A 16,057-nucleotide genomic window follows, 5' to 3' on the forward strand; every position below is an offset into this window, starting at 1 on the left:
AAATTATAGCATTGCGATTGGCAAACCCGGGATGGGCAGGCAAAGCGATTAAATGTTAATAATATTTTGCTAGCAGGTTATCAAATTTAGATAACTTTTCTTGTCAGCGGTTACGCTCTGTTTTTAACATGCGCTATGGAAAAAAATGGTCTCTTCAGTCAGCGCATCCGCCTGCGCCACTTACATACCTTTGTCGCCGTCGCTCAACAGGGAACGCTGGGGCGCGCGGCAGAAACGCTCAACCTTAGCCAGCCCGCGCTGTCAAAAACCCTCAACGAGCTGGAGCAGCTAACCGGCACGCGGCTGTTCGATCGCGGCCGGATGGGTGCGCACCTGACCGTCGTCGGCGAACAGTTCCTGACCCATGCGGTACGGGTGCTGGACGCGCTGAATACCGCCGGACAGGCGCTGTACCATAAAGAGGGCGTGAACAATGACGTGGTGCGCGTTGGCGCGCTGCCTACCGCCGCGCTGGGCATTATGCCCCCGGCGATTGGCGAATTTCATCGCCACCTGCCGCACATCACCCTTCAGGTCGCCACGATGAATAACCCGATGCTGCTGGCCGGATTGAAAACCGGCGAGCTGGATATCGGTATTGGCCGTATGTCAGACCCGGAGATGATGAGCGGTTTAAACTACGAGCTGCTGTTTTTAGAGTCTCTGAAGCTGGTGGTCCATCCTCGTCACCCCTTGTTGCAGGATACGGTGACGCTCAGCCGGGTAATGGAGTGGCCGGTCGTGGTGGCTCCGCAGGGCACCGCGCCGCGCCAGCATACCGAGGCGCTGCTCGCAGCCCAGGGATGCACCCTCCCCTCCGGCTGTATCGAAACGCTATCGGCCTCCCTCTCCCGCCAGCTTACCGTGGAGTATAACTACGTCTGGTTTGTTCCCTCCGGCGCGGTAAAGGACGATCTTAAACAGGGGGCGCTAACGGCGCTGCCGATCCCAGCCCTGGGTGCGGGTGAGCCGATTGGCATCATTACCCGCATCGATGCCCCGCTGTCGGCGGGTGCGCAAACGCTGCTTAGCGCTATCCGCAAATCGATGCCGGTTTAACGCAGCGTGCGCTTTAGCGCTCTTCCGGCGGCTGTTATTGCGCAAATGGTAAACATGACGTTAATTGTGTGATAAAACCGCGTTGTTGATTATGGGTTGTTGTTAAAGGTTATAGCCTTACCCGCAGCAACCCGCCGTCTGGAAGAACGCATGAAATTTAAATCCGCCATCAAGCCATACCACGCCGCTGCCGGCGGGCTTGGCTCACTGGAAGCGACCACTCGCTTCGTCATCGACAGCAAAAACGCCCTGAAGAATATGCGCAATCTGTTGCGCATGAATAAGGCCCGCGGCTTTGACTGCCCTGGCTGCGCCTGGGGCGACGACAACAAAAGCACCTTCAGCTTCTGTGAGAACGGCGCAAAAGCCGTGACCTGGGAGGCCACCCGTCGCCAGGTTGACGCCGACTTCTTTGCCAAACACACCGTTAGCGCGCTCAACCAGCAGTCTGACTACTTCCTTGAGTATCAGGGACGCCTGACGGAACCGCTGAGCTATAACGCCACCAGCGATCGCTATGAGCCAATTAGCTGGGATGCGGTCTGGGCGCTGATTGCGCAACATATCCAGGCGATGGATAACCCGGACCAGATGGAGCTCTATACCTCCGGTCGCGCCAGCAACGAAGCGGCCTATATTTATCAGCTGTTTGGCCGTATGGTCGGGACCAACAATTTCCCTGACTGCTCCAATATGTGCCATGAGGCCAGCGGTGCCGGACTGAAGCGCAGCATCGGGGTGGGCAAAGGCACTATCCACCTGAACGATTTTGACCTGGCCGACGCGATCTTTGTCTTTGGTCAGAACCCGGGCACCAACCATCCGCGCATGCTCCACAGCCTGCGCCACGCCGCCGATCGCGGCGCCAGCATTGTCACCTTCAACACCCTGCGCGAGCGTGGGCTGGAGCGATTTGCCGATCCGCAGAAGCCGCTGGAGGTGATCACCCCTAAGGCGGGCACCATCAGCTCCTCCTACTATCAGCCTAACCTTGGCGGCGACATGGCGGCGGTGCGCGGCATGGCGAAAGCGCTGCTGGAGACTCAGCGCCAGCGACAGGCTGACGGACAGCCCGGTATTTTCGACGAGGCGTTTATTGCCGAGCATACCCAGGGGCTTGAGGCGTGGTTTGCGCAAATCGATGCTACTTCATGGGCAACGCTGGTTGAGCAGTCCGGCCTGACGGAGAAGCAGCTGCGTGAGGCGGCGGGCATCTGGCAGAGCGCCGAACGGGTGATCTGCACCTGGGCGATGGGTATTACCCAACACAAACACTCTCTTGATACCGTACGGGAGATTACCAACCTGCAGCTGCTCGGCGGCCATCTCGGTAAACCCGGGTCGGGTCTCTGCCCGGTGCGCGGTCACAGCAACGTGCAGGGTAACCGCACGGTGGGCATCGATGAAAAACCGCCTGCCGCGCTGCTGGATAGCCTCGCCCATCACTTCAACTTTACCCCGCCGCGCAGGCCCGGGCATCACACCGTTGATGCCATCAACGCCATGCTGCGTGATGAGGTTAAGGTTTTGATCGCTCTCGGTGGCAACCTCGCCGCCGCCGCGCCGGATACGCCGCGCACCTGCGAAGCCCTGCGCCGCTGCGGGTTGACGGTCTACATCAGCACCAAGCTCAACCGCAGCCATCTGATGCCGGGTAAAGCCTCGCTGATCCTGCCGACGCTGGGCCGTACGGAAGAGGATATGCAGGCCAGCGGCCGACAGTTTATCACCGTGGAAGACTCCTTTAGCATGGTTCACGCTTCCGAGGGGATCGGCAAACCGCTGGCAAACACCCAGCGCTCGGAGACGGCCATTATCGCCAATATCGCCCACGCTACGCTTGGGGATACCGCCGTTAACTGGCTGGCGCTGGCGGATGACTACAGCCTGATCCGCGATCATATTGCCGCCACCATTCCGGGCTTTGACAACTTTAACGCCCGCTGCGATCTGCCTGGCGGCTTCTGGCTGGGCAATGCCGCTGCCGCGCTGACCTTTAATACGCCATCCGGCAAGGCGGAGTTTAGCGCCGCGCCGCTGCCGGTGTCCGTGCGTGAAGAGGCGCCCTTTATTCTGCAAACCCTGCGCTCTCACGATCAGTACAACACCACCATCTACGGGCTGGATGACCGTTACCGTGGCGTTTACGGCCAGCGGGAGGTGCTGTTTATGCATGCCGACGATATCGCGGCGCTGGGTTTACAGGATGGCGATCGGGTCGATATCACCACCGAGGCGGATGACGGCATTGTGCGTCAGGTGAAGGATTTCAAGCTGGTCGCCTACGCTATCCCGCGCGGTAATCTGGCGGCCTACTACCCTGAGACGAACCCGCTGGTTCCCCTGTCGCGCATCGGCGAAGGAACAGGAACGCCAACCTCTAAATCGATTCCGGTCCGCGTTACCAGAGCTCAAGCCCAGCCAACATTGCGCATCGCTTAACCCTTACTTTCCCCTTCTTACGCCCGTCTTTGTGACGGGCGTTTTGTTTGCCGCTCACAAAACGTGCCAAATTATTTTTTAACAATTGCGTAAAACAATTTAACAGATCTATCATGTTGCGGAATTCACCATATGGTTCGTATATTTTCGATTTGGTGGATTGATAACCCTATTTTACAAGGCAAACCCTGTTTAAATTACCTTTTTGGTTCACGCATGCGGATCAGGGAGGTTTTTAGGAGAGTGACATGGCAACTGGCAGCACGCCACGCGGGATCGGACGGATCCTGAAGTGGCTTCTGGCCGGGCTTCTGATAATTATCGGCCTGGCTATTGGTATTCCTGGTATCAAACTCGTCTCGCTGGGAGGTAGCGCCTACTTCCTGGTGATGGGCGTCGCGATGCTGGTCTCAGCACTATTAATCATTAAAAACCGCACGAGCGGTATCGTGCTCTACGCGCTGGCATTTATCGCCTCGGCGATCTGGGCCGTCAGCGATGCAGGCTGGGACTTCTGGCCGCTCTTCTCGCGGCTCTTTACCTTTGGCGTGCTGGCCTTCCTCGCCGCCCTGCTCTGGCCGTTCCTGACCGCCACCACCAACAAAAAGCCCGCCTTTGGTCTTGCAGCAGCTATTGCCCTCGCGCTGCTGGTCAGCGCAGGCTGGATGTTTAAGCCGCAGACGCTGGTCACCGCTAATGAAGACGTCCCGGTACAGCCGGTGGCGAAAGGTAGCCAGCAAACCGACTGGAAGCACTGGGGTAACACCACTCACGGCGACCGCTTTGCCGCGCTGGATCAGATCAACAAGCAGAACGTGAACCAGCTGGAAGTGGCCTGGACGGCGCATACTGGTGACATCCCGCAGAGCAACGGCTCCGGTGCGGAAGATCAGAACACGCCGCTGCAGGTTGGCGATACGCTGTTCGTCTGTACGCCATACAGCAAGGTGCTGGCGCTGGACGTCGACTCCGGTAAAGAGAAGTGGCGCTATGACAGCAAAGCCACTGCGCCAAACTGGCAGCGCTGCCGTGGTCTCGGCTATTACGAGGATGCGCAGGCCGTGCCCGTTCCCGCTGCGCAGCCTGCAGCCTGCGCCCGTCGTCTGTTCCTGCCGACCACCGATGCCCGCCTGATTGCCATCAATGCCGATAACGGCCAGCCGTGCGCGGACTTTGGCGACAACGGCGCGGTCGATCTCAGCATCGGCATGGGTGAGGTGAAGCCTGGTTACTATCAGCAGACCTCCACCCCGCTGGTTGCCGGTAACGTCGTCGTTGTTGGCGGACGCGTGGCGGATAACTACTCCACGGGCGAGCCGCCGGGCGTGGTACGTGCCTATGACGTGCACACCGGCAAGCTGGCGTGGGCGTGGGATCCGGGCAACCCGGCGATCACCGGCCTGCCGCCGGAGGGTCAGACCTACACCCGCGGGACGCCTAACGTCTGGTCGGCGATGTCATACGACGCCAGGCTGAACCTGGTCTACCTCCCGACCGGCAACGCCACCCCGGACTTCTTCGCCGGAGAGCGTACCGCGCTGGATGACAAATACAGCTCATCTATCGTCGCTGTCGATGCCACCACCGGTCAGGTGCGCTGGCACTATCAGACCACCCATCACGACCTGTGGGACTTTGACCTGCCTGCACAGCCGCTGCTCTACGATCTGCCAGATGGCAAAGGCGGCACGACGCCAGTGCTGGTGCAGACCAGCAAGCAGGGCATGATCTTTATGCTCAACCGAGAAACCGGCGAGCCGGTGGCGAAGGTGGAAGAGCGTCCGGTTCCGGCAGGCAACGTTGAGGGCGAGCGCTACTCTCCGACCCAGCCATACTCCGTCGGGATGCCCATGATCGGCAACCAGACGCTGACTGAGTCGGATATGTGGGGTGCCACCCCAATCGATCTGCTGATCTGCCGTATCGAATTTAAAGCGATGCGTCACGAAGGCGTCTTCACCCCGCCGGGCCTCGACCGCTCCCTGCAGTTCCCGGGATCGCTTGGCGGCATGAACTGGGGCAGCGTCTCGGTGGATCCGAACAATGGCCTGATGTTTGTTAACGACATGCGTCTGGGCCTGGCAAACTACATGGTGCCGCGTGCCAAGGTAGCGAAAAATGCCAGCGGTATCGAGATGGGGATTGTGCCGATGGAGGGCACGCCATACGGTGCAATGCGCGAGCGTTTCCTCTCGCCGCTGGGCATTCCGTGCCAGAAGCCACCGTTTGGCACCATGTCCGCTGTCGATCTGAAGTCTGGCAAGCTGGTGTGGCAGGTACCGGTAGGTACGGTGCAGGATACCGGTCCGCTGGGGATCCGCATGCACATGCCAATCCCGATCGGCATGCCGACCCTGGGCGCGTCCCTCTCCACCCAGTCCGGCCTGCTCTTCTTTGCCGGTACCCAGGATTTCTATCTGCGCGCGTTTGACACCGCGACGGGGAGCGAGATCTGGAAGGCGCGTCTGCCTGTAGGCAGCCAGTCTGGCCCGATGACTTATGTGTCTCCGAAAACCGGTAAGCAGTACATTGTGATCAATGCGGGGGGCGCACGTCAGTCCCCGGATCGCGGAGATTACATCATTGCCTATGCGCTGCCTGACAGTAAATAAGCAGTAAAAAAAGGGGGCCTTGCGGCCCCCAAAGGTTGGTGAAATTAGAACGTTTCCCAGTTATCGCCGCTGGCCAGCGCCGGACGCGATGGCGTAAAGGGTTTTGCCGCAGCGGGTTTCTCCTCCCGCGCCTGGCTGCCCTGCTTGAGTCGGAAGGTGCCTACCGCCTCGGTCAGACGTGCCGCCTGCTCTTCCAGCGACGCTGCCGCCGCTGATGCTTCTTCCACCAGCGAGGCGTTCTGCTGGGTAACGTTATCCATCTCGGTGATGGCCTGGCTAACCTGTTCAATGCCGCGACTCTGCTCGTCAGACGCTGCGGCAATTTCCTGCATGATATCGGTAACGCGTTTTACCGCCGCAACGATATCGCCCATTGTATCCCCTGCAGCAACTACCTCGCCGGAACCGCGCTCGATCAGGGTCACCGACTCACTGATCAGCCCCTCGATCTCTTTTGCCGCCTGGGCGCTGCGGCTGGCCAGAGTACGGACTTCGCTGGCGACGACCGCAAAGCCACGGCCCTGCTCGCCCGCGCGTGCCGCTTCAACCGCCGCGTTCAACGCCAGGATATTGGTCTGGAAGGCAATGCTGTTGATGACGGCGGTAATTTCCGAGATCTTCTTCGAGCTGGCAGAGATGTTGCCCATCGTCTGCACGACGCCGGAGACAATTTGTCCGCCTTTGGTGGCCTTACCGGACGCGTCCCCGGCCAGCTTGCTGGCGTGGTGGGCGTTATCGGCGTTCTGTTTCACGGTGGCGGTCAGCTGCTCCATGCTGGCCGCAGTCTCTTCAATGGCCGCCGCCTGCTGTTCGGTACGCGATGAGAGATCGGTATTGCCCGCCGAGATTTCGCTGGTCCCGCGATAGATCTCCTCGGCGCCCTGGCGCACCGTGCCCACGGTCTTCACCAGCGAGCGCTGCATTTTTTGCAGGTCGCGGCTCAGAATACCAATTTCACTGCGTCCGGTAGCCTCATCGGCATGGGTCAGATCGCCGGATGCAATCAGCTCAATACGATGCGCCGCGCGCTGGAGAGGATTAATCACGATGCGACGCAGCACGACAAAGGTAATCAAGGTAAGCAGCAGCGCCAGCACAAACGCGCCCGCCATAAACATCAGCCCAAGTTGCGCACGCTGATGCGCCAGCTCGCTGAGTTTATTCGCCCGCTCGGTGCGGATCTGAATGGCTTTCAGCAGCACATCGTTATAGGCGCTGTCCAGCCCTCGGGCCTGCTCGTTTTCATGGTTGATAATCGCCTCGAACATACCGTTTTTGGCATACTTCAGCATCGGCTGTAGTCCGGCGATATAGGCATCAAACCGCGCCTTGAGATCGCCATCCAGCGCCTCATCGGCCGGCGTTTTCACGCTGCGGTTCATGTAGGCATTGAAGCCCTCCTGCGACTGACCAATACGCTTCTCCGCCTCGGCGATATTGAGTTTCATGTCATCCATCTCCGCGATGCGGCTGGCCGCCCCGGCATGGATCATGTTGATACGGGCAGTGCGCAGGTGATTCGAGCTATTCGACAGTCCCATACGGATCTGAATTTCGGCGGTGACGTCCTGCTGGTCGCTATCGGCCTGCATCAGGAAGTAGCCTGCCAGCCCTGAGCTCAAGGCAAAAAGCAGAAGGATACCGCCGAGGATGGCGGAGAAAAGGGGTACTAAGCGGATATGATGTAAAAAGCCAACTGTCTGCGGTTTGTGCATCGCTGCTGTTTTATCCATGGCTATCGACTCTCTTATTGTAAGATGCGTAATTACACGCCTGTCAGATAGTCATCGGCAGCCATAAGATTTATCTTATGTCTAAAAGCGCCAACTCGGTCACAGATTCGCACATTAATTATGCTGCCGGCGGCTAAACCGCCGGCAGTGGGATCAGTTATCGCCGAAGTGGATAACGGTACGGATGGATTTGCCCTCGTGCATCAGATCAAAGGCTTCGTTGATCTGTTCCAACGGCAGACGGTGGGTAATGAACGGATCGAGGTTGATCTTACCTGCCATCGCATCTTCAACCATGCCCGGCAGCTGGGTACGGCCCTTCACGCCGCCAAAGGCGGAGCCGCGCCAGACGCGCCCGGTCACCAGCTGGAACGGACGGGTGCGGATCTCCTGACCTGCGCCAGCGACGCCGATGATCACGCTCTCACCCCAGCCCTTGTGGCAGCACTCCAGCGCCGCGCGCATGACGTTAACGTTGCCGATACATTCGAAGCTGAACTCTACGCCGCCGTCGGTCAGCTCGACGATGACATCCTGAACCGGCTTATCGTAGTCGTTCGGGTTGATAAAGTCGGTTGCGCCCATCTCGCCTGCCAGCTTGAACTTCTCCGGGTTGGTATCCACGGCAATAATGCGTCCGGCTTTCGCCTGCACGGCACCCTGGATCACCGCCAGACCGATACCGCCGAGGCCGAAGACCGCCACGTTATCGCCCTCTTTTACCTTCGCCGTGTTGTGCACCGCGCCGATACCGGTGGTAACGCCGCAGCCCAGCAGACAGACTTTATCCAGCGGTGCCTGCGGGTTGACCTTCGCCAGCGAGATCTCCGCGCAGACGGTATATTCGCTGAAGGTGCTGGTGCCCATGTAGTGATAGATCGGCTCGCCGTTGTAGGAGAAACGGGTGGTGCCGTCCGGCATCAGGCCTTTGCCCTGGGTGGCGCGCACGGCCTGGCAGAGGTTGGTCTTGCCGGATTTACAGAACTTACACTCGCCGCATTCGGCGGTATAGAGAGGAATGACGTGGTCGCCAGGCTTCAGGCTGGTCACGCCCTCGCCCACTTCCACGACTACGCCGCCGCCTTCATGGCCAAGCACCGCCGGAAAGACGCCTTCCGGATCGTCCCCTGAGAGGGTGAACGCATCGGTGTGGCAGACGCCGGTGTGGGTGATCTTAACCAGCACCTCACCTTTTTTCGGTGGCGCTACGTCGATTTCAACAATTTTCAGTGGTTGACCCGGCCCAAAGGCAACAGCCGCACGTGATTTCATAGACTCTCTTCCCTTATGTGAACAGTACTGTTTTATTTTAGATAAGAGCGCAGAAGATGGCCGACTTCTGCCATTCTTACCGCGCGCTGGTCGGGCGTTGTCTCGCCGCTGACCAGTTCATCTTTGAGGTGAATTTCGACCATCTCGCCCATCAAGCCGTTAGCAGCCCCGCGCACGGCGGCGATCTGTTGCAGTATTGCGATGCAAGGTTCGCCCGACTCCAGCGCCCGCTCAAGGGCGTCGACCTGGCCACGAATGCGGCGAACACGGGTAAGGATGCGTTTTTTATCTTCAGGTGAGTGTGGCATACGCCCTCCTATACTGTAGGGGGGTATAGTAGCAGGAGTTCTATCTTGCTGTAAAATTTAAAGCATTCAGGCAGGTCTGTTAAATATTGAATTTATCACGATATCAATTTTCTGGAGATAATAATCCAGATATCTTAGAAGCATCAAAGGTACTGCTTTCAAAAATAGCCGAGGACAATAATGAGTAAAAGTACTGTCCGCTTTGCACCCTGGATAGGCTCCAATTATGAGAAAGGTTTTCGCGGCTTGCGCATACTCTTAGTGTGCGAATCTCACTATGGCGATAAGCAGTATGAACGCCCCACTGTCACTCCGGAGATCATTAAGGCTCTTGCTTTGGGGGAGAAACACCCAAGGGCAACCAGTAAGCTTCGACGGCATATGCATTTCACAAAAATAATGTCTGCAATTCAGGACGTTAGACAGAGCTTCTCATATAAGCAAAGAAGAGAATTTTGGAGTAGCGTCGCTTACTACAACTTCTTGCAGGAATTCATAAAAGACAGGCGTATTGCACCATCCCAAAGCGCCTGGGATCGCAGTGAGAGTGCGTTTACGAACGTCATATCGGTGTTGGCACCGGATTTGTTTGTATGTTTCAGCAAACGTAACGGCAACCGTATTAGGTCACTTGCTGGTAGTTTACCGGTAGCTGTAGTGAACCATCCATCTTCGCGGTTTACATATTCTGAGGTTAATCCGGTTATCGCTGCGCATATAAAGTTAGCCTTAGCACAAAAGGCACAAGCTACAAAATTCACTGGCAATGATCTTTTTTATCACTGGTACGAGGCCACAGCTAGTTCCTTGCCCACACCTGGCTCACACCTTTCGGATTTGGACAAAACCGTACTCCTTGCGGAACGAAGGGAGTCAATGACCGCCCTTGACGAATTGATCCTACAAGACATGGCCCAGGATAACCCATTGAATTGATTATAATATAAGTAGATGGGAACTTTATATTCAGTCAGTTATGCTCTTAGCTAGCCTATTAGAACCGAAGCAAGCTTGATATGCGCCAGTAGCGGACACTACTAACATCAAGGTATGTTAATAAATAGTGAGCTGGTTAAAGGCCGCCTATTTGCTAATTTTTGTTCGACTTTACAGCAATGAACTAAGTGGCAATGTTAATGCAAAACTTATTTTGCTCTGAGGATCCCGACATGAGCACCTTTCATCAACTTACAGCCACCAGTCTGCGGGGTCAGCCCATCTCGATGGCCGACTACGCTGGCAAAGTGGTTCTGGTGGTAAATACCGCCAGCCATTGTGGCTTCACCCCACAGTACGCTGGCCTTGAAGCGCTCTACAAAAAGTATGCCGCCCAGGGACTGATGGTGCTTGGCTTCCCCTGCAACCAGTTTGGTTCCCAGGAACCTGGCGGCCCTGATGAGATCGCCCGGACCTGCCACAGCAACTACGGTGTGAGCTTCCCGATGTTCGAGAAAGTGGAGGTCAACGGCGCCGCTACCCATCCGGTGTTTCGTTACCTGAAAGACCAATTGCCCGGCGTGCTGGGTCGACGGATCAAGTGGAACTTCACTAAATTTCTGATTGGGCGCGACGGCAAACCGCTCAAGCGTTTTGCACCGTTCACCACGCCAGAGAAAATGGAAACTGTCATTCGTGATGCACTTGGGATCTAAGTATTCCTGCTGTTAACCCTACCTGCTCCGTTCATTATTTTGCAGCCCCCATTGGGTTTTGGTGTCGCGGCGTCATCCAGCTCTCATGATGACGACGACCTATACGCCTCTCCAAAAACCCTATTTAGATCATGCCATTAAAGAAACATTTTTTAACATTATCTGTTTACAATGTAATGATAATTCATATCATTTTGATAATCACTCTCAAACCAGAGGGCGATGACGTTGCGATTAATGGCCTTAAGGCCACCGATACCTCGAAAAATCAGGATGATCATAATAATGAAACCGCGTTGTTCTTGGGCGCTAAGCCCATGTTTATTAATGATGCTAGCCACTCATGCCTCGGCTGAGGGACAAAAAGAAGAGTCGATGGTTGTGGCCGCCAGCCGTACAAACCACAGCATTACCGATATGGCACAGACGACCTGGGTCGTAGAGCAGGCTGAAATTGAACAGCAGGTTCAGGGCGGTAAAGAGCTCAAGGAGGTGCTGGCGCAGTTGATTCCCGGTATGGATGTCAGCAGTCAGGGGCGTACCAACTACGGTATGAATATGCGTGGTCGCTCTATGATGGTAATGGTCGACGGCGTGCGTTTAAACTCCTCGCGCAGCGATAGCCGCCAGCTCGATTCTATCGATCCGTTTAATATTACCCGTATTGAAGTTATCTCCGGCGCAACCTCCCTCTACGGCGGCGGCAGTACCGGCGGCTTAATCAATATTGTCACTAAAAAGGGCCAACCGGAAACGGAAGTCGAATTTCAGACCGGCATGAAATCGGGCTTCAACAGCCATAACGATAATGATGAGAACATCGCGGCGGCGGTCAGCGGCGGCAATGACAATGCGTCAGGGCGGCTGTCGGTCGCTTATCAGCGCTTTGGTGGCTGGTACGATGGCAAAGGCAACGAGGTGAATATTGATAACACCCAGACCGGTTTGCAATATTCTGACCGTCTGGACGTGATGGGCACCGGCACGCTAAATATCGACGACCACCAGCAGCTGCAGCTCACCACCCAGTATTACAATAGTGAATCCGACGGTAAGCACGGCCTCTATCTTGGTGAGAACTTTTCGGCGGTAACCGGTTCTGGTAATGCTTACAACAAGAACAATCTCGACTCCGACCGCATTCCCGGTACCGAACGCCACCTGATCAACCTGCAATACTCCAACACCGATTTCTGGGGACAGGATCTGGTCGCACAAATTTATTACCGTGATGAAAGCCTGACCTTCTACCCCTTCCCTACCCTTTCAGGCGGCCGGGTAACCAGCATTGGAGCCTCACAGCAGAAAACCGACTTCTACGGCGGTAAACTCACTCTCAACAGCACACCACTGGATGCTTTGTCCCTGACGTGGGGTGTTGATGCCGAGCATGAAGTCTTTGACGCCAATCAGCAATTTTTCGACCTCAGCAAAGCAGCTGCCAGCGGTGGCATGAAGCTGGATGACGCGTATAACGTTGGCCGCTATCCGGGCTATAGCATCACCAACCTCGCCCCCTTCCTGCAAACCAGCTATGACTTCTCCGCTATCACCCTCAGCGGCGGCGTGCGCTATCAGTACACGGAGAACCGGGTCGATGATTTTGTTGGCTATGCCCAACAACAGGCCATTGCCACGGGAAGAGCCACCTCCGCTGACGCTGTACCAGGCGGAAAAACCGACTACAACAATCTGCTCTTTAACGCCGGCATTTTGGGTCATCTGACCGAGCGTCAGCAGCTATGGTTCAACTTCTCCCAGGGGTTTGAGATCCCGGATCTGGCAAAATATTATGGCTCCGGCACCTATCAGCTGGTGAACGGCCATTATCGCCTGGTCAACAGCGTTAACGTTAACGACTCAAAACTCGACGGTATTAAAGTTGATGCTTATGAGCTGGGCTGGCGCTACACTGGGGACAACCTGCGCACGCAAATTGCCGGTTACTACTCGCTCTCCGACAAAACCATCAACATCAACAAAAACGACATGACCATCAACGTTGAAGACGACAAGCGTCGCATCTACGGCGTTGAAGGCCAGGTCGACTATTTCTTTACCGACAGCGCGTGGAGCACGGGCACAAACTTTAACGTCATCAAATCGCAAACTCGCGTCGACGGGAAATGGGAAAAGCTGACGGTAGACAGCGCCAGCCCATCCAAAATGAGCGCATGGGTTACCTGGGCGCCGGGCGACTGGACGCTGCGTCTGCAAAGTACGCAGACGTTTGATTTGTCCGATGATGCCGGTAAGCACATTGACGGTTATAATACTGTTGATCTATTAGGCAGTTACCTTCTGCCGGTGGGCAAGCTGAGCTTTAGCATAGAAAACCTGTTGGATGAAGATTACACCACCGCATGGGGACAGCGCGCACCGGGTCTGTACAGCCCAACCTACGGCGCTGAGAATCTCTATACCTATAAAGGTCGCGGTCGTACTTTCGGCCTGAACTACTCGGTCTTGTTCTGATAGTCTCTGCCGCCTGCAACGCGGGCGGCAGTGCGATACGCCTCGGCATACGCCGGTTTGAAATACGGGGAAGATGTTGCAAGGGCATTTACCGTCAGTTTTGACCTCACATTACTCAGCAAAAATACCCATTCACCCTATTAACTTCATATCAGCATGACCGCTCTTATCGACAAATTAACGGCATAATGAGATGTAAACTCAGAGTGATTTTCAAAATTCAATTACGCCCCGTCGGCAGGAGATCTCTGGATGTTTACTCACATGCGTATTGCCAGACCCGTATCAAACCTTGAAAGATCGTTTCTGATGTACAGCCAAGGCCTGTATTTGCAAAAGATCGCTGAGTTCAACGATCATGATGGTTTCAATGGAATGATGTTGGGGCGTGATGAGATATCCTGGCACATCGAGTTCACCGTTTGTCAGTACCATCCCATTCAACCTTCGCAAACGGAAGAGGATCTGCTTGTTCTCTATTATCCTCATAAAGAAGAGTGGGAAAGCACCTGCGCAAGAATGGTCGAAGCCGGATTCAACGTGGTAAATTCCCTTAATCCCTACTGGGATGTTAACGGCAGGACATTTGTTGATCCAGACGGATACAGAGTGGTTATCCAAAACAAGGCGTGGTCATAGCGACTAGGTGACACCTTATCATCGTTGTCATTCAGACAAGGAGGCGAAACATGCACATCAATACCAGGTACAGGATATGGGCACTTATCTATCTCATGGCGGCCTATGCCATTGCGCTACCTCTTCTTGCTCTGTTTCTGGATCTGGTGATAAACGCAAGCATTATCGACATATGGAAAGGCGTATACTCCTTTACAGATCTTCTTAGGGTGCGTAAAAATCTGATGGTGACCTATGCCGGGCTCGGTGCAGTCATTGGTTTTGTCTACTGGCTCTTTTTTGTCAGAAAATACAGGCACCACGATCCACTGGACAAATATTTCAAGTAGTTAATCTTAATGTGGGCCAACGTTGACAGCGCAGTAACCATCTGTGACTATTACCATGAGTTAATTGAGGAGACAGTACATGCAGGAAGCAATTAATATTTTACTGATAATTCTGCCCATCGTTGTGTTGTTTACTCTGATAACGCTTTTCACCCGCACCCTTCGCCAACCAAAACGCATCATTTCAGATGAAAATGGAATGAAAAAAATATCCTCCAACCCTTCGTATTTTGGCGGGTCCTCCAGGGCAGAATACTATTATGACGACACGTTTTTATATGAGATCAACAACAACATCAATCATAAAATTGAACTCTCTAAAATAACTCAGGTTAAACCAGGCTATACAACGATAAACAACAGGCGTAAGTGGTGCGTCATATATCTTACTGAGGGGGGAGAGAGCCAAATGCAGTTCTACCACAATCTAACCCTGTTCAATCAGAACTTTGCTGGCTTTTTGGCAGCGGTAGAGCGCGAAAACCCTGATGCAGAAGTTAGGAAATTATCTTTTCTTAATATGTAAGGCCTTACTTTTTTATAACCCACGAGTCAGCTCCTCGCTATTTTCCGCAAGCATATCCAGCATTGCTTTAACGTATATATTCGTATTTCCCTGATGCCACATCACGCTTAGTGGCAGGCCCTTAATATTATCTATCGGTTTAAGTGGAAGGTACTTAACGCCGTCAGCGTTCATGTTTTTATACGATGCGGGGACCAGGGCGACGCCCAGCCCTGCCGCGACGAAACTCAGGATAGTCTGCTTTTCCTCTGCGTACTGGGCGATAACAGGAAAAGAGTCGCCGGATCTAAAGATATCCATCGTTAGATCATGGCTATGAGGACGGGCGCGTCTTTCCGGGACAATAACCGGCTCATCGCGAAAATCGTCGATGCTCACCCTGTCATAATCCACCAGCCGATGTTGGGCAGGAACGGCCAGCACGCAGGTTTCATAGGCGATAAAGCGGGTGGTCAAGATGACATCAACCTGCTCCGGTGGACGAACAAAAACCAGGTCCAGCCATCCGGATGCCAGACGCGGAATAAGGCTGGACGACTTGTCTTCGATGATATGAATATCCGCCTCGGGAAATTGCTTGATAAAAAGATTAAGCAGATTTGGCAATAGCCCTCTGGCTGCGCTGTCAATTGCACCGATCCTCAGCGTCTTTTTCTGCGAAACGTTGCTTTTAAGAAAACGCTGTCGCAGGGCGTCAAATTCGCTCAGCACTCTTTTCGCTTCATTCAGGAATTCAGCGCCTTCCGGCGTCAAGTAAACGTTTCGGGTTGAGCGGTTCAACAGGCGTATACCTAAATCCTCCTCCAGCAATTTGATAAAACGGCTGAGTGACGCAGGCATCATTTCAAGCTTTCGGGCAGCACGGCCAAAGTGAAGCTCATCACCTAACACCACAAAGCAACGCAGTTGATTTATATCCATTTTTCCACCCAACGCGAATTATACAAATTATTTATATAAACCCTTGCCGATGATAAAGCCAGTTAAAAAAGCATACTGAGTTCATTACA

13 protein-coding genes are annotated in these 16,057 nt (G+C 54.7%); 9 read left to right on the forward strand and 4 right to left on the reverse strand.

The features are described 5' to 3' along the window. Positions 1 to 135: 135 nt before the first annotated feature. From RTX96_RS03845 to RTX96_RS03855, 3 genes are all read left to right on the forward strand, one after another. The gene (locus RTX96_RS03845; RefSeq protein WP_312670192.1) at positions 136 to 1,059 is read left to right on the forward strand and encodes a LysR substrate-binding domain-containing protein; all 924 of its coding nucleotides are present in this window, start codon (positions 136 to 138) and stop codon (positions 1,057 to 1,059) included. Positions 1,060 to 1,209: 150 nt separating this feature from the next. Further along, positions 1,210 to 3,501 (forward strand): FdhF/YdeP family oxidoreductase, encoded by a 2,292-nt coding sequence (locus RTX96_RS03850; RefSeq protein ID WP_312670193.1) that lies wholly within the window; start codon positions 1,210 to 1,212, stop codon positions 3,499 to 3,501. A gap of 248 nt (positions 3,502 to 3,749) precedes the next feature. Then, positions 3,750 to 6,113 carry a glucose/quinate/shikimate family membrane-bound PQQ-dependent dehydrogenase gene (locus RTX96_RS03855; protein WP_312670194.1) on the forward strand — a complete coding sequence of 788 codons (2,364 nt, stop codon included), beginning with the start codon at positions 3,750 to 3,752 and terminating at the stop codon, positions 6,111 to 6,113. A 44-nt stretch (positions 6,114 to 6,157) separates the two neighbouring features. On the opposite strand, the gene RTX96_RS03860 is transcribed toward RTX96_RS03855, so the two are convergent. The 3 genes from RTX96_RS03860 to RTX96_RS03870 form a co-directional block, all read right to left on the reverse strand. After that, entirely contained in the window at positions 6,158 to 7,846 is a 1,689-nt protein-coding gene (locus RTX96_RS03860) for a methyl-accepting chemotaxis protein (RefSeq protein ID WP_103820180.1), read from the reverse strand. A gap of 153 nt (positions 7,847 to 7,999) precedes the next feature. Next, the gene (locus RTX96_RS03865) at positions 8,000 to 9,118 is read right to left on the reverse strand and encodes an S-(hydroxymethyl)glutathione dehydrogenase/class III alcohol dehydrogenase (protein WP_103820179.1); all 1,119 of its coding nucleotides are present in this window, start codon (positions 9,116 to 9,118) and stop codon (positions 8,000 to 8,002) included. A 32-nt stretch (positions 9,119 to 9,150) separates the two neighbouring features. Next, positions 9,151 to 9,426, reverse strand: a complete 276-nt coding sequence (locus RTX96_RS03870) for a metal/formaldehyde-sensitive transcriptional repressor (protein ID WP_072015216.1) — start codon at positions 9,424 to 9,426, stop codon at positions 9,151 to 9,153. 180 nt (positions 9,427 to 9,606) lie between these two features. Between RTX96_RS03870 and RTX96_RS03875 the strand changes: the two genes are divergently transcribed. The 6 genes from RTX96_RS03875 (at position 9,607) to RTX96_RS03900 (ending at position 15,047) form a co-directional block, all read left to right on the forward strand. Next, positions 9,607 to 10,362, forward strand: coding sequence for a hypothetical protein (locus RTX96_RS03875; RefSeq protein ID WP_312670195.1), 756 nt, complete (start codon positions 9,607 to 9,609; stop codon positions 10,360 to 10,362). A gap of 233 nt (positions 10,363 to 10,595) precedes the next feature. Beyond that, positions 10,596 to 11,078, forward strand: coding sequence for a glutathione peroxidase (locus RTX96_RS03880; RefSeq protein ID WP_103820170.1), 483 nt, complete (start codon positions 10,596 to 10,598; stop codon positions 11,076 to 11,078). A 285-nt stretch (positions 11,079 to 11,363) separates the two neighbouring features. Next, positions 11,364 to 13,553, forward strand: coding sequence for a TonB-dependent siderophore receptor (locus RTX96_RS03885; protein WP_312670196.1), 2,190 nt, complete (start codon positions 11,364 to 11,366; stop codon positions 13,551 to 13,553). 252 nt (positions 13,554 to 13,805) lie between these two features. After that, positions 13,806 to 14,192, forward strand: a complete 387-nt coding sequence (locus RTX96_RS03890; protein ID WP_312670197.1) for a VOC family protein — start codon at positions 13,806 to 13,808, stop codon at positions 14,190 to 14,192. Positions 14,193 to 14,242: 50 nt separating this feature from the next. Continuing rightward, a complete protein-coding gene (locus RTX96_RS03895) occupies positions 14,243 to 14,521 on the forward strand; it encodes a hypothetical protein (protein ID WP_103820167.1) in 279 nt (92 codons plus the stop codon). A gap of 79 nt (positions 14,522 to 14,600) precedes the next feature. Beyond that, complete coding sequence (locus tag RTX96_RS03900) at positions 14,601 to 15,047, forward strand: hypothetical protein (RefSeq protein ID WP_312670198.1); 447 nt, start codon at positions 14,601 to 14,603, stop codon at positions 15,045 to 15,047. 12 nt (positions 15,048 to 15,059) lie between these two features. Here the strand turns inward: RTX96_RS03900 and RTX96_RS03905 are convergent, their stop codons facing one another. Then, positions 15,060 to 15,968, reverse strand: a complete 909-nt coding sequence (locus RTX96_RS03905; RefSeq protein ID WP_312670200.1) for a LysR family transcriptional regulator — start codon at positions 15,966 to 15,968, stop codon at positions 15,060 to 15,062. Positions 15,969 to 16,057 lie beyond the last annotated feature (89 nt).

The sequence above is a fragment of the Pseudescherichia sp. genome (assembly GCF_032052675.1).
Classification (GTDB): domain Bacteria; phylum Pseudomonadota; class Gammaproteobacteria; order Enterobacterales; family Enterobacteriaceae; genus Pseudescherichia.